The following is a 19,666-nucleotide window of genomic DNA, read 5'->3' on the forward strand; positions in this document are numbered from 1 at the left end:
ATCCTCTTGAAGGCTCGGATCTTGGCGGCTCACCGGGCGGCTTCACGTAGGCTGCTGGCCATGCTCGTTGCGCAGACCGCCCCCCGACCGCAGGAGACGGGCCGATGAGCGCCGGACTGCTCGGCCTGCTGGACGACGTCGCCGCGCTCGCCCGTCTCGCGGCCGCGTCCCTGGACGACGTCAGCGCGGCGGCCGGCAAGGCCACGGCCAAGGCCGCAGGGGTCGTCATCGACGACACCGCGGTGACGCCGCAGTACGTGCACGGGGTGACGGCCGACCGCGAGGTCCCGATCGTCAAGAAGATCGCCGTCGGCTCGATCCGCAACAAGCTGCTGATCATCCTGCCGATCGCGCTGGTCCTCTCCGAGTGGGCGCCGTGGGCGCTCACCCCGATCCTCATGGTGGGCGGCACCTATCTCGCGTTCGAGGGCACGGAGAAGATCCTCGGCTGGTTCGGCAGACACGAGGCTCACGACGCCCCCGCGGCGGTCAAGGGCGTGGAGTCCGAGAAGGCCGTGGTCTCCGGCGCCATCCGCACCGACCTGATCCTCTCGGCCGAGATCATGGTGATCGCCCTCAACGAGGTCGCGGACTCCGGGTTCTGGTTCCGCCTCGGAGCCCTGATCGTGGTCGCGATCGTGATCACGATCGCCGTCTACGGCGTGGTCGCGCTCATCGTGAAGATGGACGACGTCGGGCTCGCGCTGGCGCAACGGGAACCCGCGGTGAGCCGGAGGGTCGGCCGCGCCCTGGTCGGCGGGATGCCCAAGCTGCTCGGAGCCCTCTCCGTGGTCGGCACGGTCGCGATGCTCTGGGTGGGTGGCCACATCCTGCTCGTGGGGATCGACGAACTGGGCTGGCACACCCTCTACGGCTGGGTGCACGGCGTCGAGGAGGCCATCCACCACGCCGTCCCGGCCGTGGGCGCGATCCTGGCATGGCTGTTCAACACGCTCTGCTCGGCGGTGCTGGGCCTGGTGGTGGGTGGGATCGTCGTCGGGATCACGCACCTGCTGCCGAGCCGCAGGAAGCACATGGACGACGCCGACGCCGCCCACGAGGCCGACGCCGCCCAGGCCTGACGGCCGCCGCGGAGTCGCGCCGGACCCGCCCACGGTGAGCGCATACGCCCGGGGGTGACGTCGACGAGCACGGGCGCTACGAGACCAGCCAGGCCGCCGCGGAGCGGAGGAACGCACGATGGGGCTCCGACGTGAAGGAGCGGACGTCGTGGCCCAGGCCGGAGTAGACCGTGCGACCCCCATGGGCATCGTTCGCCCAGGCCACGGAGTGCACGCGGGCGCCGTCGTCGGCCTCGGCGCTGAAGCCGGACTCGGCGGGACCACGCGTCGTCAGGAGGACTCGCGACGACTCGGCCACCACGAGATGGCAGTAGCGCTCGTCGTACGCGTCGATCACACCGCCGCCGAGACCCACGGTGACGGGGTGCCCGGCCACGACGTCGAACACCGCATCGCCGATCGGCGGATGCATCGATACGCCGGGGATCCAGCGCCCACCGAGGACCTCCTCGAAGCCGGGCGCGTCCGCGAAGGTGTTCGCCGCCTGGTGCAGCGCGAGGACCGACCCCCCGGAGCGTGCCCAGCCGGCAAGCCGCTCGTGGAACGCCACCCAGTCGCCGTCCGCCCCGTCGAAGTCCGGGTCGATGCGGCCGCGGCCGGAGTTCAGCACGAGGAGGTCGACGTCGTCCAGGTCGTCCAAGGCGTCCCGCCACGTCGAACGAACACGGACGACGACGTCGTCGCGCCCGACCGCCTCCGGTTCGCCGAGGATCCTCGCGACCTCGTGCGAAGTGGCAGCATGGTCGTGCCATGGGTCCTCGTATCGCCCTCGACCGGCCAGGACAAGAATGCGCGTCGTCACGACGCCGATCCTTTCACGGCACGCCAGGAGCACGCGGGGAGCGCTCAGGCGACGACGCGGACATCAGGCCGCGCTCGCCGAGGCGGCGCCGATCGAGACCACGCCCGGGGCGGGCCGGTTCAGCGCGGCCTGACGGGCTGACGCAGCACCGTGCGGAGCTTCTCGGGTGCCACACGCCGCGGATCACCGAGATAGATCTCGTGGTGGTCGCCGTTGAAGGTGAGGCCGTGCGCGGGCATGTACTCGTCGTGGAGGCGCGCCAGGGTCGGTGTCTCGTCGTCGTACGAGCCGATGTGCAGGATCTGCACGGAGCGGCCCTCGTGCGGCCTGATCAGGCGGACCGCGGCGAGCGCCGGGTTGGGCTTCTTCCGGGCGGTGTCCCCCGCGGCGCGGCCGAGCGCCGCGTCGTCGACCCAGTCGGGCTGCCAGATCATCACGGTCCACTCCCAGGCGTCCTTGTCCCGGCTGAGGAACACGCTCGGGTCGTCGGCGCGCCACAACGCCTCCAACGGTCCGACCACGTGGTCCCGGCCGTCCGCCTTGCCGGCGAACTTCAGCGTGTACGACACTCCGTACAGCGCCTCGACCGCGCGGGCGTAGGACTCCGAGGTGTTCGGATCACCTTTCCCGTCGACCGCGACGTAGCGGAAGCGGGGAACGTCCACCTCCGTGAAGTTCCGTGCGGATGGTGCGTAGAGCGTCTTGTACGCCGTCTTGACGTCGTACTTCGCCATGTCGTCCTCCTCGCCGAACGGCGCCGGCCGTGACCCGGTGCCGGCCTGTCGTTGTCGGGCGGGCGGCCGCCGCGGCTCACCGCAGCGGGTCGAACGCCCTGATCTCCTCCGGGATCCTGCCCGTCATGATCTGCGCCGCCAGCGCGCGGCCGGTCGCCGGGCCCAGCACCATCCCCCACATGCCGTGCCCGCCCGCCACGAAGACCCCTGACGCCGCCGTCGCTCCGACCAGTGGCAGGCCATCCGGCGTGACGGGGCGGGAACCGACCCAGACGTCCTTCCGGTCGTCCAGGTCCACCCCGCGCAGCAGGCCGCGCACGGAGTTGGCGATCGCCTCGACCCGCCGGGGGCGTGGCGGCTCCTGCGGGCGGCGGAACTCCATCGTGCCTGCCACCCGCAGCCGCCCCTGGTAGGGGGTGCAGGCCACGCGCCGCGCCGGGAAGTAGATCGGGTGGTCGACCGGTTCGCCCTCGACCGGGACGGTGAACGAGTACCCGCGTCCGGCCTGCACCCGGGTCCGCACGCCGAACCGCCGGGCCAGCTCCGGCAGCCACGCTCCGGTCGCGAGGACGACGACGTCCGCGGCCATCTCGTCGTGGTCCGCGACGATCACGCGGGCCCCGTCGCGCCGGCCGGCCTGCGCCGGGCGGACGCCGGTCACCGTCGCGTCCGCCACGATCTTCGCGCCTCGCGCGATCACCGCGCCGGCGAGCGCCTGTACGAACGGTCCCGGCTCGATGAACCGCTGCCCGCCGAGTTCCCAGACCGAGGTCACGGCCGGGGAGAGGTGGGGGCCGCCGTCGGCCACCTGCCGCAGCGGTACCTCCTGGCCGGCGGCCGCGACACCGGCCAGCTCATGCGCGAACGGTGCCACCTGCTTCTCGTCCTCGAACCCGACCACCCAGCGCGCCGGGTGGGTGTCGGCGTGCACGCCCTCGGCGACGAGTTCGTCGTAGGCGTCCAGCGCGAGCTCGTCGATCGGCGTGAGCGCTTCCATGGCGCGCCGCCAGGCACCGGGCGTGGCGTGCCGCATGAACCGGGCGAGGAAGGCCCACAGGCCGGCGTCCCAGCGGAACGGCACGGAGAGCGCGGCGTCCGGGTCGAGCAACGCGCGGGGGCCGTACGACCAGAGGGACGGGTCGGCGAGCGGCATCGCCATTCCGGGGGTGAGCCAGCCGGCGTTCCCCCACGACGATCCGGCGGCGACGCCGGTGCGGTCCACGACGGTCACGTCCACGCCGCGTTCTTGCAGGTGCCACGCGGTGGCCAGGCCGACCATCCCGGCACCGACGACGATCGCGGACTCGGGCGGGGCGGAAACGTACACGTGCAACTCCTCGGAACGATTCGGCGACGTCGGGCCCCCTGGTCGTCGAGTGCCTCGATGTTCCCATGCTCGGTGCCGGTTTCCCAGATCGCGCGCCACGCGTGTGAAGTCCCCGTGGAGGTCCGAGGGGGGCCGGAGTATCGCCAGAGGCCACGGGGAACAACTAAGGTCACTGGCGATGAGCAGCAGCATGGTCGAGCAGCCTCCGCCCCTCCGGATCCTCGTGGTCGGCGCCGGTCCGGCCGGGTCGGTCACGGCGATCGCACTGCGCCGCGAACTGCCCGGCGCCGAGGTGACCCTGATCGACAAGGCGGCGTTCCCGCGGGACAAGACGTGCGGCGACGGCATGGGGCCGGGTGCCCGGCGCATCCTGGAGAGCCTGGGCCTCAGCGACGTGTTCGAGCGCTTCAACACGCCGACCGGCGTCGCGATCACGGGTCCCGGCGGTGCGAGCGCCGCCATCGAGGACTCCACGATCGCCCACGGCGACTTCCGCGGCTACGTGGTTCCGCGCGTCGATCTGGACGAAGCTCTCAAGAACGCGGCCGTCGCGGCGGGCGCGAGGTTCCGCGAGGGCGTCTCGTTCAAGGGCATCGAGATGTCCGGCGGCGCCGTCGTCCGCCTCGAGGAGTCCGGCCGCGTGAGCGCCGAGCCGTACGACCTGGTGGTCGGGGCCGACGGCGCCTATTCCGCGGTGCGGCGAGCGCTCGGCGTCGACCGGCCGGCGAAGAAGCACACGATCATCGCCACGCGCGCCTACGCCACCGTCAGGCACCCCGATCTCGTGCTGCACGACACGCTGCGCTTCGACTTCATCGACGAGCTGCTGCCCGCCTACGGGTGGGTCTTCCCGCTGCCGGACCATCGGGCGAACGTCGGCATCGGCATCCCGGTGGACCTCCTGGCCGAACGGGACCGGAAGCTGGGCGACCTGTTCGACGTCTACGTCGCCGACCTGCGGCGTCGCGGCTTCGACATCTCCGACGTCGGCGCGCCGGCCACACATCAGCTGCCGCATGCCGGCGCCCGGCAGGCGATGACGGCCCGCCCGTACCCGGCCGTCCTGATCGGTGATGCCGCCGCGACCATCAACACGCTCTCGGGCGAGGGGATCTTCTACGCGATGGCCGCGGGGATCGAACTCGCGGAGCACCTCGCGGCGGCCCGGTCGGCCGGAGGCGATGCCGCGCTGCGGGGGCGCGGCGGGCTGGAGACGCTGCGCGGCTTCGAGCGGGCGTTCACCCGGCGGTTCGCCCGCCACCACCGCACGTGCGGTCTCGGGCAGCGCCTGATGCGGTCAAGCAGGTGGGCGCGCTTCACGATCGACTCGGTCGGCCAGGACCAGTCGGCGATGGCGACGGTGACGTCGATGATGTTCGACGAGGGGTCGGTCGGCCTGGGCCACGTCCTGCGGGCCGCGGTGCGCGGGACGATGCGCCGCTGAGTTCCGCACCCTCCTGACTTGCCTTGTGATGCGTGCCCGGCACAACGACGGCACCATGGCTTGGCCCTCACACAATGTCAGGCGGGAGAACTGAACTGTGTTGTCCATCGGAGCGTTCGCGCAGATCGGTCAGGTGACCCATCGCATGCTGCGGCACTGGGACCAGTCCGGTCTGCTCACGCCCGCACACATCGACGAGTTCAACGGAACCCGGTCGTACGACCCGTCCCAGCTCCCCCGCCTCCACCGGATCGTGGCCCTGCGCCAGCTCGGGTTCGGTCTCGAGGACATCTCGGCGATCCTCGCCGACGGCATCGAGACCGACCAGCTCGCCACGCTGCTCCGGCGACGCCGGACGGAACTGGACCGGGAACACGCGCTGGCGACCATCCGGCTCTCCGACGTGGAACGGCGGCTCCGCTTCATCGAGAAGGAGAAGACCATGTCCAGCATCGAGATCATCACCAAGGACCTGCCGGCGGTCCGCCTCGCGGCGCGCACCATCACGGTGCCCGTGCAGCAGACGGAGCTCCCCGGTGTCGTGGGGCCGGCCTTCGAGGAGATCGGCAAGATCCTGACCGCGGAGCACGGCCGGGGGAGCCTCGAGCGGCCGATCGCCATGTACGAGGAGGTCGAGGACGGGACCAAGGCCGTCGTCGGCTACGCCTACGACGGCGACCCGCTCGACGGCTTCGACATCGTCGAGCTGCCCGCCGTGCCCGACGCCGCCTGCACGGTGCACCTGGGGCCGATGCGAGGAGTCAAGGACACGTGGCTGGCCCTGCACGCGGAGATGGCGGAGCGCGGCTGGTCGCCGTCGGCCCCCTGCCGGGAGCTGTACATCCGGGCGGAGCGCGAGGACCAGTCGGACTGGGTCACGGAGCTCCAGCAGCCGGTGACGCGAGGTTAGTCCCGCGACGCGGGTGCGGGGACCCGCTCAGGTCACCGCGCCGACGTGCCAGGGGATGAACTCCTCGGCGCCGATCCCCAGGTCCTCGCTCACCGTGCGTTGACCCGACGCGACCGCGCGGATCCGGTCGAAGATCTGCCGCCCGACGTCCTCCACCGACGCCGTACCGTCCACGATGACGCCCGCGTTGACGTCCATGTCCTCGGCCATCACCGAGTACATCGGCGTGTTCGTGGCGACCTTGACCGAGGGCGTCGGGCGGCAGCCGAACACCGACCCGCGGCCCGTCGTGAACACGACGACGTTCGCGCCGCCCGCGACCATGCCGGTCACCGACACCGGGTCGTAGCCCGGGGTGTCCATGAACGTGAACCCTGCCTTCGGCGCGATCGGCTCCGCGTACTCGTACACCGCGGACAGGGGTGCGGTGCCGCCCTTGGCCACCGCGCCGAGCGACTTCTCCAGGATGGTCGTCAGGCCCCCGGCCTTGTTCCCCGGCGACGGGTTGTTGTCCAGCGTCCCGCCTCCTGCCGCGACATAGTCCCGCCACCAGTCGATGCGGTCCAGCAGACGCCGCGCGACCGCCGGGTCCGTGGCACGTGCGGTCAGCAGGTGCTCCGCCCCGTAGACCTCCGGGGTCTCCGCGAGCACGGAGGCGCCGCCGAGGGCCACCAACCGGTCCGACGCCCAGCCCAGTGCCGGGTTCGCCGTCACCCCGGAGTAGCCGTCCGACCCTCCGCACTCCAGCCCCAGCACCAGGTCCGAGACGTCGCACTCCGTGCGCTCCCGCGCGTTGACCCGCGGCAGCATCTCGCGCACGGCGGCCACGCCCGCGCGGACGGTCGCCCGCACGCCGCCCGACTCCTGGATGGTCAGGGACCGCACCACGGTGTCGGCCGGGATGGAGGCGAGCAGTCCGGCATCGACTCCGGTCACGGGGTCCGCACCCGGCTCGGACGCCGTGCCGGGTGCGCCCACCGCCGGCATGCCGAGGTCCACGCTCCGGCCCGAGCGGGCCGACAGCGCCGAGCCGGGGACCATCTCGCAGCCCAGGCCGAGCACCAGCAGGCCCGAGACGTTCGGGTGCGCGGCGTGTCCGCGCAGGGTCCGCAGCAGCATCCGGCCGCCCTCGGAGTCGGGCACCATCCCGCAGCCGCTGGTGTGGGTGAGGGCGATGACCCCGTCGACGTTCGGAAACTCCTCCAGGGCGGCTCCGCGGAACTGGTCGGCGATCATCCTCGCGGTCGTCGCCGAGCAGTTCACGCTGGTCAGGATCGCGAGGTAGTTGCGGGTGCCGACCCGTCCGTCCGCGCGCCGGTACCCGCGGAACGTGGGTCTCGGCGCGTCGGCGGGCCGGGCGGCGCCGATGGCAGGCCGGGTGGCCTCGGCAGGCCGGGCGGCGCCGACGGCGAGCCGGGTGGCCTCGGCAGGCCGGGTGGCCTCGGCGGGCCGCCCGGTGTCGACGTGCCGCACGGTCTCCGCGGGCCGCGCGGGCCGCGCGGTCTCCGCGTGGCGGAGCGCCAGGGCGGCCTCGTCGTCGAACGCGAGGTTGTGGCCGTGGACGTGGTCGCCCGGTGCGATGGCAGACGTCGCGAGACCGATCGCCTGCCCGTACTTGCGCACGGGCGCCCCCGGGCCGACGTCGGACACGGCGATCTTGTGGCCGCGCGGCACGGCCCGCTCCCCGACCGTCATGACGGCACCACCACCGCCGACCGTCTCGCCCGGGGCGAGGTCCCGCAGCGCGATCGCGACGTCGTCGCCCTCGTTCAGAACCAGGAGCTCTGCCTCCACTACCCATCCCTTTCGCGAGACCGCGTAGCGGTCGGTCGTACCCGGCACCCGTTGTGCGGTGCCGGTTGATCAGTGGCGCGGGACCCGCCCGCCGGCGTCGGGAGCGCGTCCCCTTCCCCTCGGCGGCCGGGCACCCGTGAGTCGACCACGCGAGCGCGGGGGTGTGCGACCGCATGCCGGGTGGCCGGCCCCTGAGGGACCGGCCACACGGCGTCCGACCGGCCACGCGGCATCCGATCGGCAACCCGGCGTCCCCCAGGGCGCCCGGCATCCTCCGGGGCCCCCGGCGTCCGGTCGGCGCCGCCGCACCTGCGGGGAGCCCGCCGTCGGGCGACGTCAGCCGGCGATCGCCGCGCCGACCTCCTTGACGAACATCTCCGCCGCTTCCTGCGGAGTCATGCGTTCGAAGATCACCTCGGTGTTCACACGCTCCATGATGTCCTGCATCTCGGCGGAACCGTTCGGCGGCACCGTGGACGCGTCGACGATCTCGTCGCTGAGATCCGCCATGAACTCGGCGACCTGCTGGTCGGCGTCGGTCAGTTCGTCGGCGATCACGTCACGCATGTCCGTGTTCGCGGGCAGGCCCCGGTCGGTGAGATTGATCTTCGCGGCCTCCTCGGAGTTGAGCAGGAAGTCCACGAACTTCGCCGCGGCGTCCGGGTACTCGGTGGACGCGGACACGGAGTAGAACATGGCCGGCTTGTAGTACATGCCGGTGCGCTCGAACTCGCTCTCGCCCGGGTACCGGAGCAGCTGGATGTCCTCGCCCGACGCCTCGGACAGCGCCCCGAGCTGGTTCGACCAGAAGGACGACATGCCGCCCACGTTGGTGCCCACCAGCGAGCCCTCGGGGCCGGCGTGCTGGTACTCGATGGTGCGCGTGGCATCCGGCTGGCCGCCACCGTGCATCAGGTCGAGCGAGGTCTGGAAGAACTCGGCGACCGTCTCCTCCGACACCCCGAGCTCACCGTCCGGGGTCCAGAGGCTCTCGCCCTTCTGGCGGGCGAGGATGTTCAGCCCGGCCTCGTTGAAGCCGTAGTCCTGAGTGCCCCAGACACCGTCGCCGGCGCCCTTGGACACCTCGTCGGCGATCTCGACGTAGTCCTCCCAGGTCCACGTCGTGTCGTCGGGCAGGTCGACGCCGGCCTCCTCGAAGACGGCCGGGTTGGCGACCATCGCGTAGGCGTTGATGCCGGTCGGGAGGGCGTACTGGGTGCCGTCGATCTGGCCCCCGGCGAGGATGCTCCCGTCGATCTTCGAGGTGTCGATGTCGAGCCCGCCCAGGTCTGCGAGGACGCCACGGGTCGCGTAGTCGGAGACGTAGCGCTCCTCCTGCGTCATCACGTCCGGCGTGTCACCGGCGGCCACGGCGGTCGAGAGCTTGTTCCAGTACCCGTCCCAGTCGGTGAAGTCCGGGACCACGGTGATGTCCGGGTTCTCCGCCTCGAACGCGTCGATGATCTCCTGGGTCGCCGCGTGCCGCTCGTCGGACCCCCACCATGCGAAACGGATCTCGCACGGGCAGTCCTGGGCCTCGACGTCGCCGCCACCGCCGGCGCCGGAATCACCGCCGCACGCGGACAGGATCAGGGCGGTGGCGGCGGCACCCGCCGCCACCGCGGCTCCACGCCGGCCACGCTGGTTGATTGAGGTGCGCATTTCTCTCCTTCTCGATGACGAGACGTCGTCGTTTCGGTCGTTCGGAGGTTCGGGGGGGGTAGGAGGTACACAGGGTCAGGCCCATGCGCCCGGGGGCGCGGAGGGCCTATTTGATGCCCGTCGTGGCGATTCCCTTGACCAGATACTTCTGGCCGAAGAGGAACACGAGGAACACCGGGATCAGGGAGACGATCGACATCGCGAACAGCGCGCCCCACGAGCTCTCACCCGTCGAGTCGACGAAGGTCCGCAGTGCGATCGGCACCGTGTACATGTCGGGCTTGGTGAGGAAGATCAGCTGGCTGAAGAAGTCGTTCCAGGCCCAGATGAAGGTGAAGATCGCCGTGGTGGCCAGGGCCGGGACCGCGAGCGGCATCATGATCTGCCAGTAGATGCGCAGGTGCCCGGCGCCGTCGATCCGCGCGGCCTCGTCCAGCTCGCGCGGGATCCCCCGGAAGAACTGGACCATGAGGAAGATGAAGAACGCGTCGGTGGCCAGCAGTTTCGGCACGATCAGCGGCAGGAACGTGTTGATCCATTCCAGCGTGGAGAACATCACGTACTGCGGCACGATGATCACGTGGATGGGCAGCATGATCGTCATGAGCATGATGGCGAACCAGAAGTTGCGGCCCCGGAACTTCAGGCGGGCGAACGCGTAGGCGGCCAGCGAGCACGACACGAGGTTGCCCAGCACGCAGCCGAGCACCACGATCGCCGAGTTGAGCAGGTACCGGCTGAACGGATGCAGCAGGGCGCTCCACCCGTCGGTGTAGTTGGACAGGTCCACGTCGGTGGGGATCAGCCCGGGCTCACGGAAGATGAGCGCGTTCGGCTTGACCGAGCTCGCCAGCATCCACAGCAGCGGGTACAGCATCACGAAACCGAAGGCGACGAGACCGGCGTGCTTCAGGCCGCTCGCCACGGTGGACCGGACACGACGGACGGTGCGGCCGGCGCGCGAGGCGCGACCTTCCGGGGACGACGCCGGCTCGGCGAAGGTGACCTTCGAGGGCGTGGCGAGATCAGTCATCGTAGTGAACCCAATACTTCGAGGCGAGGAAGTTGACGAGCGTCATCCCGCCGATGATCAGGAGCAGGAACCAGGCCATGGCCGACGCGTACCCCATGTCGAGGTCCGCGAAGCCTTTCCGGTACAGGTAGAGCGTGTAGAGCAGGGTCGAGTCGGCGGGACCGCCGTTCCCGCCGCTCACGACGAACGCCTGGGTGAAGTTCTGGAAGGCGTTGATCAGCTGGAGCACCAGGTTGAAGAACACGATCGGCGTGAGCATCGGGACGGTGATCGACCAGAACTGCCGCAGCCGTCCCGCCCCGTCGATGGAGGCGGCCTCGTAGTACATCCGGGGTATCTGGCGCAGCCCGGCCAGGAAGATCACCATCGGCGCGCCGAACGTCCAGACGTTGAGGATGATCAGGGTGTTCAGTGCGTAGTCGGGGTGCGACACCCAGCCCGTGCCCTCGATCCCGAAGAACGCCAGCACCTGGTTGACCAGGCCGTCGGCGCCGAAGATCTGGCGCCACAGGATGGCGATCGCGACACTGCCGCCGAGCAGCGAGGGCAGGTAGTAGACGGAGCGGTAGACCGCCAGGCCGCGCATGCCCTTGTCGAGCACGAGCGCCAGCGCGAGCGCCGCGGCGAGCTGGAGCGGTACCGACACGAAGACGTAGGTGAACGTGACCTTGAGCGACTGGATCAGCCGCGGGTCCTCGAACATCCGCACGTAGTTGTCGAGGCCCACCCAGGTGGGCGACGACAGCAGGTCGTAGTCCGTGAAGGACAGGTACAGCGACGCGGCCATGGGACCGGCCGTGATGAGGAACAGCCCCGCGAACCACGGGGCGAGGAAGAGCGCGGCCATGCGGCCGTCGCCCTTGCGTCGCTCACCCGCGGCCCTCCGCGTGCTCGCGACCTCTTGGATCACGCTGGACATTCCGCCCTCCGGTCATCGTCGACCTCTTGCCTCCCGCAGCGGGCGCGATGAGGGGCTCATTCGCGACCACGCACCGGGAAACCGGTTGCCGTGCCAGAACGTACCACATGAGGAACCGGTTTCCCATGGTGTACCTTCGCCACGTGAACATCAGGCGCCCAGCAGTGACGATCGGCGACGTGGCCGCAGCGGCGGGTGTCTCGCGCGCCACCGTGTCGCGGGTGATGAACGGCCGCAGCACCGTCGCCCCGGACATCGCCGAGCGGGTACGCGCGGCCGCCGAGTCGCTGAGCTACCGGCCCAGCACCGCCGCCCGCAACCTCGCCCTCGGCCGCACGCGAACCGTCGCCCTCGTCATGCCAGACGTCGGCAACCCCGTCTTCCAGCAGATCCTGCACGGTGTCATGGCCGCCGCCGGCCAGGACGGCTACCGCGTCCTCGTCGCGGACACGGCGGAGGACGAGAGCCAGGAGGCCGCGATCGCACTCGAGGCACGGCTGCGCTGCGACGCCCTCGTCCTCGTCTCCCCGCGCATGTCCGACGACGACCTCGCGCGGCTCGTGCCCGACGTCGAACCCGTCGTCGTGCTGAACCGTCAGGTGCCCCGGCTGCCGGCACAGGGCGGCGATCCCGCGCTCGGCACCGCCGCGCCGAGCCTCGTCGTGGACTACGAGGACGCGGCGACCCAGGTGATCGAGCACCTCGTGGGCCTCGGCCACCAGCGGCTGGCCTACCTGGCAGGCCCCCGGGCCTCCGCGTCGGACGCCCAGCGCCGCGCCGGGATCCTGCGTGCGCGCGAGCACCACCCGGGGCTCGACGTGCAGGAGATCCCCGCGGGTCCCGACATCGCAGCGGGTCACGCGGCAACGGGCGCCGTACTCGCAGGCCGCGCGACGGCCGCCGTCGCCTTCAACGACCTGGTCGCGTTCGGCCTGCTCGCCGGGCTGAACGAGGCAGGGGTCGCCGTGCCCGCCGACGTCTCGGTGGCGGGTTTCGACGACATCGACCTCGCCCGCTACGCGACGCCCGCGCTCACGACTGTCGCCGTACCGCAGTCGGAGCTCGGCCGTCACGCCTGGAAGGAGCTCGCCGCAGTGATGGACGACGATGCCCAGCCTGCCCGGTCCGCCCGCTTCACGACCCACCTCGAGGTACGCGCCAGCACCGGCCCCGCGCCGGTCGGGCCCGAGCGCGTGCACGCGACCGATCGCGCCGTCCCCGCCCCCGGTGAGGGCTCCCCGGACGCCGCCGCGGCGGCTCCGGGCGGCGCCCCGCCGCCTGCGGAGAGCTCCCTGACCTGGGAGGACGAACAGGATGCGGTGGTCCTGCACGGGCCCGCCGGTACGCCGCTGGCGCGCCGCGAGACGGGCGAGCGGATTCCGCCCGTCCACGCTCCACGGCCCTACCTGCACCCCGTGCACACGCTCGGGGGGACACCACTGACCGACTCCGGCCCGGTGGACCACCGCCACCACTACGGCGTGGGGATGGCCGTCGCGGACGTCAACGGTACGAGCCACTGGGGCGGCCGGACCTTCATCGAGCACGTGGGTCCGACCCTGCTGCAGAACCACGGGCGCCAGGTCGCGCGGGACGTGCGGCCGGACGGCGCCACCCTCACCGAGACGGTGGCCTGGCTCGACGAGCACGGCGGACAGCAGCTCGTCGAGGACCGTCGCGTCACGGCACGGCTGCTGGACGCGGGCGGCCCCGCGAGCGGAGGCACCCCTGCGGGCGGTGGAGACGCCGTCTCGGGCAGCCCGGCGCATCCCGGCTGGGTGCTCGACTGGCGTTCCGTCCTGCACGCCACGGACGGCCCGCTGGAGATCCGGTCGCCCGCCACCAACGGCCGCCCCGGCGCCGGATACGGCGGGCTGTTCTGGCGGCTGCCGATCGCGGACGAGACGCGTGTGCTGTCGGTCGGCGGCGAGGGGGAAACCCTCGCACACGGCAGCAGCTCGCCCTGGCTGGCGTTCGTGCAGCGGCACGGCGACCGCCCCACCACCCTGGTGCTGGCTCAGCCCGGGCCGGTGCGGCCCTGGTTCGTGCGTTCCGCCGAGTACCCGGGCGCCTGCCCAGCGCTGGCCTGGGACGCCCCGCTGCTCGTGCCCGACGGCGGATCGGTGCAGGTCGGCCTGGTCGCGGCACTGTTCGACAGCGAGCTCGGCCCGACCGAGGCGGCCGCGGTGGCGGAGGAGATCGCATGACGCGGCCCGACGCGGCGAACGTGGGCGCCGGGACCCGGACCGTAGGCCCGGCCGAGGCGGACGGCACGCCAGGCGTCACGCGGATCGCCGTCGTCGGCGTGCACGGGCACGGGGCGTCGCACGTGCGGCGCGTGAGCGAGCTGGAGGCGCGGGGCAGGGCGGAGCTGACGGCCGTCGTCGACCCGCGCGAGCCCGAGGCGGCGATGCTCGGGGAGTCGCGGGCCCGGTGGTTCGCGAGCCTGGGCGACCTGCTGTCGCAGGGCGCACTGCCCGACGTCGTCATCCTGTCCACACCGATCCACACGCATCTTCCGCTGGCACAGGCGGCCATGGAGGCCGGGATCGACGTGCTGCTGGAGAAGCCGACCGCGGCGTCGCTCGCCGAGCACGAAGCGCTCGTCGCCGCGGCCGCGCGGACCGGGCGACGCTGTCAGGTCGGCTTCCAGACGTTCGGTTCGCACGCGCTGCCGGCGGTGTCGCGGATGGTCGAACGCGGGGAGATCGGGGAGGTCACCGGGATCGGCGCGGTCGGCGCGTGGGTGCGCACGGCCTCGTACTGGGAGCGGTCGGCATGGGCCGGGCGCCGGCACCTCGACGGTCACGACGTTGTCGACGGCGTCGTGACCAACCCTCTCGCACATGCCGTGGCGACGGCGCTGCACGTCGGCGGCGCGCGCCGGGCCGAGGACGTCGCCTATGTGGACACGGACCTGTGGCGGGCGAACCCGATCGAGGCCGACGACACGTCGTCGGTCCGGGTGGTCGCCTCGGACGGGACGCGGTACGGGTTCGGGCTGACCCTCTGCGCCGACGAGCGGACCCCGGCACGGGTGATCGTCTACGGGACGGCAGGGACGATCACGCTGGAGTACGAGTTCGACAGGGTGCTGCTGCGCACCGGGTCCGTGACGGCCGAGAAGGAGTACGGCCGGACGCCGCTGCTGGAGGATCTGCTGGACGCGCGCCGGACGGGTGGTCCGCTGCTCTGCGACGTCACCGACACCGGGGCGTTCATGAGGGTCCTGGACGCGGTGCGGACCGGCCCGGAGCCGCGCGAGATCGTGGTGGGAGGGCTTCGCGGGCCGGGCGAGGCCGAGGGACCCGGCAGGGGCATCGTGGAGTGGCGCGGCGAGGGCGACGGCCGGTGGCCCGTCGTCCGCGACGCCGAGCACTGGTGCGAGCAGGTGGCCCGGACCCAGAAGACCTTCACCGAACTCGCCGCTCCCTGGACCCGCTGACCCTCTGAGCCTCCCGACCCGCTGCTCGCCGGTCGAGAACGACATTCTGGTGGATGGGTACGCTCCCATCCACCAGAATGTCGTTCTCGGCCAGTGGCCGGCGGAGCCGCCGGGGGGCAGCAGGGGGCCGGGGGCGGCGGGTGTCAGCACACGTTGAGGCTCGCGTTGCCCGTGATGTTCCAGGTGATGTTCTCGCCGCAGGGCGACTCGCGAACGCTCGTGGTGTCCACTCGGGCCGTGACGGTGACGTCACGGGTGTTGGCGAACTCGCTCCGGGCGGCGACGCGGACCTCTCCGCCGCCGTTCACCGTCCCGCCGTCGATGCGGTAGTTGTAGCAGTTCTCGATGAGCACCGCGTTGTTGCCGTTGTTCGCGAGGTCGATGCTGCGGATCTGCACCCCGCCGGACTCGGAGACGCAGAAGACCCCACGCCCGCCGCCGGCCGAGGGAAGCGGGTGAAACGGTTACGCCCCGTTCGGGTGCCGACATCCCTGCGCCTGCCCGGCCGCGCACCCCTGCGAACCCCGGCAGTCCGGGGTGCGGAGGGGTGTATCACAGGGCGAGGCCCTGCCGGTAGGCACGTCACCCCCGGCAGGGCCCCGAGAGCCCTCGGCCGGGCGTCACCGGCCCGGCGTCACCGGCCCGGCGTCACCGGCCCGGCGTCACCGGCCCGACGTCCTCGGCGCGGCGCCATCGGCCGACGTCCTCGGCCCGGCGCCACCACCGGCGCAACGCCCACCTGTCGTCACCGGCACGGCGTCACCGCACCCCAGGCACCGTGGACGTCAGACCCGGGTTCCGCCCCGAGCGTCCACCAGTAGGCCACGTGGTTCACGCCGCCGTAGGAAACGGCGTCGCCCCTGGTGTAGACCTGACCGGAGACCCACGCCGGGGCGCACTCCTCGACCGGAGGCATGGCGGCCGGGCCCAGCGCCACCCACGGCCCCCACCAGGAGCCGTCGGCCGGGGCGTCGCCACGGGTCCACCACCGCGCCTGGTAGGCGATCCCCTGGTGGGAGACCACGTCGCCGGCCGTGTAGATGCCTGTCGGATACCACGGCGCGACGGGAACGACGTCGGGCAGCAGCTCGATCTCGGTCGGGTCGGCGAGGCCTCGCAGACGCGCACCGGTGTCCGACGGCGCGAGGTCCGTCAGCTCGTACAGGCCGTGCATGACGACGGACCCGTCCGGACCGATCTCCGGTCGCAGTCCCGCCGCGTCGGTCGACACGAACCAGTCCGGGGTGACCTCGGCGGGACGGTCGCCCGGCTCGCCGGCCGCGACGCCGTCGAAGTAGTTCGACGGGTCGGACAGGAGCGAGGTGTCTTCCTGCTTCAGGTCGATGTCGTCGGCCAGCGACGCCTGCCAGGACAGCACGCCGGCCGCCCGGTAGTCGGTGCTGCTCGCGGCTGTCTTGAGCTGCACGTTCATCGCGCTCCTGGACGTCGAGGCCAGGCCGTTGCCCACGCTCGTGACATTCTCCAGCCGCACGTCCGGGCCGGAGTTGGACGTCACGCCCTTGCCCAGGTTCCCGAAGGAGACCGAGTTGCGCAGGATGTGCGCGCCCGGCATCGACTCGCCGCCCAGCTTGAACCCGTTGCCCTCGCCGAGGTCGGTCAGACCGTCGTCGGCGGCGAGCCAGCCGTTGTCGTAGGCGACCGAGTCCTCCACCGTCACGACCCCGATCGGACCGGTGGTGGACTTCGCGTACAGGTCCCAGCCGTCGTCGATGTTGTGGTGGGCGATGCTGTGCCGGATGACGTTGCCCTCGCCCACGGTCAGCTTCACGCCGAAGCCGTCCGCGTCGTTGCCCAGCGGGTCACGGTTGTCGTGCGACTCGCACGAGACGACGAGGTTGTCCGACGGCCACATCTGGGGCGGCTCGGCCGACAGACCCGAGATCTGCAGGCCCGTGTCCTGGTTGTGGTGCGACTCGATCTTCTCGATCACGTTGTGGTTCCCGCTGATGTGCAGCGGCTTGCGGTAGCCCTGGGACCGGGTGATCTCCAGGTCGTAGAGATGCCAGTGGTCGCCGCGCAGCCAGATGCCGCCGGTCTCGGACTCCGACAGGTCCAGCACCGCGCGGGTGCCCGGCTGGGACATGAGCGTGATCGGGGCGTCGGCGGTACCGTCGCGGCCGCGCTCGATGACGACGGCCTCCTGCGGGTGGTAGGTGCCGCCGGCGAGCACGATCTGCTGGCCGGGCTGCGCGTAGGCGACCGCGGTGTGCAGGTCGAGCGGGGCGTTCGCGGTCCCGTCGCCGCCCGGGTCACCGTTCGGCGCCACCCGGATCGCCTGACCGGGCTCGCCGTAGGAGCGTGCGGTGAAGGTCAGGTCGAGCTCGACCGGGTCCAGCGACTCCAGTTCCTCGCGTTCGCCGAACTGCGGCTGCTCCGCGTCCGGCACCAGGGTCGCGGTGAAGTCGTTGGTACCGCGCACCAGGTCGAGGGGCACGACCGTCCGTTCGCCGGGGACCACGTCCAGCCCGTCGGCCACCACCTCGCCGGCCGCGTCCGTGACCCGCGCCTCGCCGTACACGTTGGAGGTGAGCGGGACATCGATCGAGTCACCGGGTGTGGTGCGTGTGACGTCCGCGTTCAGCTCCGGCGTGACGTACACCGGCGGCGGGTCCTGCGCGGGTTCGTCGTCGTCCGGGTGGATCGTCTCGAACGACCAGTCGGTCACCGTGACCTTGATCTTGCGCGCCGCGAACAGGCCGACGTAGAACACGCCGTCGTCCTGCGTCAGCAGCAGGTCCGGGTCGTACTCGATGACTTCGGTGTCCTCACCGTCGTGGTGCCAGGTGGCGTGGAATCCGGTGTTGGACCGGCGCAGCGTGAGCTCGTAGTCGTCCCCTGCCTGGAAGCGGGGCGGATTGGCGTTCCCACCCTCCTCGTAGCCGTCCTTGTAGTCCCAGTCGAACGCGCGCGAGTCGGTCATGTCGCGGTCCGGGGAGCTCTGCGTGGGCGGGCCGGTGTAGCCGCGCACGAACTTCGCGCCCGGTGTGCCGTAGCGGACCCCCTCCTCGCCGTCCAGGCCGAACCGGTACTTGGCCACGGACGCTCCGGCGGAGTTCATGTACCGCGCCGAGGTGTCGTTCGGGACGAGGTCGTCCACCGCGACGATCCCGAACCCGGACTGGTTGTCCTTCGACGCCGAGTCGTCGACGTGGAAGGTCGCGCTGAGCGTGAAGTTCTCCGTCGCGGGGTCGACCGCCGTGTAGCGGTACCAGAACCCGTCCTCCGAGTCGGCAGCCTTGCCGGAGTTGGCCAGCGCGTCGAACGTGATCGAGCCGTCCCCGTTCTCCAGGACCTGGCCGCCGGACCCGACACCGATGTGCGCGGTCTGCCAGCGTTCCACGGCGTCGGCGACGGCGAACTCGACGGGTCCGGACGCCGCGGAATCGCCACCGCGGTGCGCGACGACACGAGCCTCATAGGTCTCGCCGACGGACAGCCCGCCGACCTCGGCCGACGTGCCGGTGATGCCGTCGGCCGCCGTGGTGAACCCCCCGGAACCCTGCCGGACCTCGACCGAGTAGGTCTCCGCCTCCGCGACCGCGGCCCATTCGATGGTGACCGTGCCCTGCGTGCCCGAGACCGCTGTGGTGAGGATGCCCGAGATCTCCGGGAGCGCGAGCGGGAGCGAGAACTCCGGCGTCCCCGCGGGCTCCGAGACGAGCGGCTCGGGCTCGCCCGATCGGGTGAGCGAGACCTGCACCGAGTAGGTGCCGGACGACGGCGGCTCGACGGCGAGCGTTCCTGTCGCACCGTCGTCAGCGGTGAAGGCCTGGTCGACGACGTTCCCGTCGGCGTCGCGGAGAGCCGCACGGGCGAGGTCGCCGCCGTCCGGACCGACCGTTCCCGTGTAGGCGACCAGCAGCCGGGACGGGTCGTCCGGGTCGACCACGACGTCGTCGACCACGGGTGACGCGACCTCCGTCCAGGCCGTGCGGCCGGTGTCCGGCTCGACGTCGAGCTCGGCGTAGAACACGTTCACGCCCGAGCTGGGCGAGGCGAGCCAGTAGGTCCCGTCCGCGGGGACGGTGAGCACCTCGGTGGCGACGGGCACGCTGTCGCTGTCGGCGGCGGCGACGACACGGTCGACCTCCGTCCAGGACGCGTCGTAGAGCGCGAGCGCCCGGTCCGAGGTGCCGCTCCCGCTGCGGGCGTGCACCGTGACCTCCGTGCCGGCGGTGGCATCGAACCGCAGCGACCGCTCGGCGGCGGCGCCCGAGCCGTTGAGCTTGAGCCGCTGGGAGTAGACGTCGCCGCGGTCGGACGTGCGGTCCGCGGCGTCCACGGTGACCGCCTTGGCGCCGGACGCCATGATCGTGAAGGCCCCCGAGACGACGTCGCTGGTGGTGATGCTGCCCGGCGAGAGGTCGTCGGCGACGAACGCGGTCGCGGGGTCGGCCTCGGCCGGTGCGACGGCGCCGGCCAGGACCAGCGCCGATGCGGCGACGGCGGTCAGTAACGTGCGAGGTCCTACGCGTGTTCGAGACATGATCTCC

The 19,666-nt window shown here is 71.7% G+C and carries 14 protein-coding genes; 5 read left to right on the forward strand and 9 right to left on the reverse strand.

Annotation, left to right across the window (positions count from 1 at the left end; all coding sequences use genetic code 11):
• Positions 1-104 precede the first annotated feature (104 nt).
• Complete coding sequence (locus HGK34_RS11330) at positions 105-1,082, forward strand: DUF808 domain-containing protein (protein ID WP_201847251.1); 978 nt, start codon at positions 105-107, stop codon at positions 1,080-1,082.
• A gap of 76 nt (positions 1,083-1,158) precedes the next feature.
• Here HGK34_RS11330 and HGK34_RS11335 read toward each other — a convergent pair whose 3' ends face one another.
• The 3 genes from HGK34_RS11335 to HGK34_RS11345 form a co-directional block, all read right to left on the reverse strand.
• Positions 1,159-1,884, reverse strand: a complete 726-nt coding sequence (locus HGK34_RS11335) for a ThuA domain-containing protein (protein WP_201847253.1) — start codon at positions 1,882-1,884, stop codon at positions 1,159-1,161.
• A gap of 119 nt (positions 1,885-2,003) precedes the next feature.
• A complete protein-coding gene (locus HGK34_RS11340) occupies positions 2,004-2,618 on the reverse strand; it encodes a GyrI-like domain-containing protein (RefSeq protein ID WP_201847255.1) in 615 nt (204 codons plus the stop codon).
• Between the two features lie 76 nt (positions 2,619-2,694).
• Positions 2,695-3,945, reverse strand: coding sequence for an NAD(P)/FAD-dependent oxidoreductase (locus HGK34_RS11345; RefSeq protein ID WP_307815914.1), 1,251 nt, complete (start codon positions 3,943-3,945; stop codon positions 2,695-2,697).
• A gap of 178 nt (positions 3,946-4,123) precedes the next feature.
• Between HGK34_RS11345 and HGK34_RS11350 the strand changes: the two genes are divergently transcribed.
• Both HGK34_RS11350 and HGK34_RS11355 read left to right on the forward strand, forming a co-directional pair.
• Complete coding sequence (locus HGK34_RS11350; protein ID WP_201847260.1) at positions 4,124-5,389, forward strand: NAD(P)/FAD-dependent oxidoreductase; 1,266 nt, start codon at positions 4,124-4,126, stop codon at positions 5,387-5,389.
• A gap of 97 nt (positions 5,390-5,486) precedes the next feature.
• Positions 5,487-6,299 carry a MerR family transcriptional regulator gene (locus HGK34_RS11355; RefSeq protein ID WP_201847261.1) on the forward strand — a complete coding sequence of 271 codons (813 nt, stop codon included), beginning with the start codon at positions 5,487-5,489 and terminating at the stop codon, positions 6,297-6,299.
• 27 nt (positions 6,300-6,326) lie between these two features.
• Here the strand turns inward: HGK34_RS11355 and HGK34_RS11360 are convergent, their stop codons facing one another.
• The 4 genes from HGK34_RS11360 to HGK34_RS11375 form a co-directional block, all read right to left on the reverse strand.
• Positions 6,327-8,093: a UxaA family hydrolase gene (locus HGK34_RS11360; RefSeq protein WP_201847263.1), complete on the reverse strand. Its 1,767-nt coding sequence runs from the start codon at positions 8,091-8,093 to the stop codon at positions 6,327-6,329.
• A 336-nt stretch (positions 8,094-8,429) separates the two neighbouring features.
• Positions 8,430-9,755, reverse strand: coding sequence for an ABC transporter substrate-binding protein (locus tag HGK34_RS11365; protein WP_201847265.1), 1,326 nt, complete (start codon positions 9,753-9,755; stop codon positions 8,430-8,432).
• Positions 9,756-9,861: 106 nt separating this feature from the next.
• On the reverse strand, positions 9,862-10,788 hold the full coding sequence (locus HGK34_RS11370; protein WP_201847267.1) for a carbohydrate ABC transporter permease: 927 nt from the start codon (positions 10,786-10,788) through the stop codon (positions 9,862-9,864).
• Positions 10,781-11,707: a carbohydrate ABC transporter permease gene (locus HGK34_RS11375; RefSeq protein WP_201847269.1), complete on the reverse strand. Its 927-nt coding sequence runs from the start codon at positions 11,705-11,707 to the stop codon at positions 10,781-10,783. Before HGK34_RS11375 ends, HGK34_RS11370 begins: the two co-directional genes overlap by 8 nt.
• Before the next feature lie 143 nt (positions 11,708-11,850).
• Here HGK34_RS11375 and HGK34_RS11380 point away from each other — a divergent pair, with 143 nt between their 5' ends.
• Both HGK34_RS11380 and HGK34_RS11385 read left to right on the forward strand, forming a co-directional pair.
• Positions 11,851-13,914: a DUF6807 family protein gene (locus HGK34_RS11380; protein WP_307815917.1), complete on the forward strand. Its 2,064-nt coding sequence runs from the start codon at positions 11,851-11,853 to the stop codon at positions 13,912-13,914.
• On the forward strand, positions 13,911-15,152 hold the full coding sequence (locus HGK34_RS11385) for a Gfo/Idh/MocA family protein (RefSeq protein ID WP_201847273.1): 1,242 nt from the start codon (positions 13,911-13,913) through the stop codon (positions 15,150-15,152). Before HGK34_RS11380 ends, HGK34_RS11385 begins: the two co-directional genes overlap by 4 nt.
• Positions 15,153-15,295: 143 nt before the next feature.
• Here the strand turns inward: HGK34_RS11385 and HGK34_RS11390 are convergent, their stop codons facing one another.
• Together HGK34_RS11390 and HGK34_RS11395 are read right to left on the reverse strand one after the other, a co-directional pair.
• Positions 15,296-15,550 (reverse strand): hypothetical protein, encoded by a 255-nt coding sequence (locus tag HGK34_RS11390; RefSeq protein WP_201847275.1) that lies wholly within the window; start codon positions 15,548-15,550, stop codon positions 15,296-15,298.
• A 347-nt stretch (positions 15,551-15,897) separates the two neighbouring features.
• On the reverse strand, positions 15,898-19,659 hold the full coding sequence (locus HGK34_RS11395; protein ID WP_201847277.1) for a right-handed parallel beta-helix repeat-containing protein: 3,762 nt from the start codon (positions 19,657-19,659) through the stop codon (positions 15,898-15,900).
• Positions 19,660-19,666 lie beyond the last annotated feature (7 nt).

The organism is Myceligenerans indicum, assembly GCF_016742955.1.
GTDB classification, from domain to species: Bacteria; Actinomycetota; Actinomycetes; order Actinomycetales; family Cellulomonadaceae; genus Myceligenerans; species Myceligenerans indicum.

Coding starts and splice junctions, on each gene's coding strand:
- HGK34_RS11395 (WP_201847277.1), bottom strand. CDS start 19,659: ATGTCTCGAACACGCGTAGGACCTCGCACGTTACTGACCGCCGTCGCC.
- HGK34_RS11350 (WP_201847260.1), top strand. CDS start 4,124: ATGAGCAGCAGCATGGTCGAGCAGCCTCCGCCCCTCCGGATCCTCGTG.
- HGK34_RS11370 (WP_201847267.1), bottom strand. CDS start 10,788: ATGACTGATCTCGCCACGCCCTCGAAGGTCACCTTCGCCGAGCCGGCG.
- HGK34_RS11365 (WP_201847265.1), bottom strand. CDS start 9,755: ATGCGCACCTCAATCAACCAGCGTGGCCGGCGTGGAGCCGCGGTGGCG.
- HGK34_RS11340 (WP_201847255.1), bottom strand. CDS start 2,618: ATGGCGAAGTACGACGTCAAGACGGCGTACAAGACGCTCTACGCACCA.
- HGK34_RS11385 (WP_201847273.1), top strand. CDS start 13,911: ATGACGCGGCCCGACGCGGCGAACGTGGGCGCCGGGACCCGGACCGTA.
- HGK34_RS11330 (WP_201847251.1), top strand. CDS start 105: ATGAGCGCCGGACTGCTCGGCCTGCTGGACGACGTCGCCGCGCTCGCC.
- HGK34_RS11375 (WP_201847269.1), bottom strand. CDS start 11,707: ATGTCCAGCGTGATCCAAGAGGTCGCGAGCACGCGGAGGGCCGCGGGT.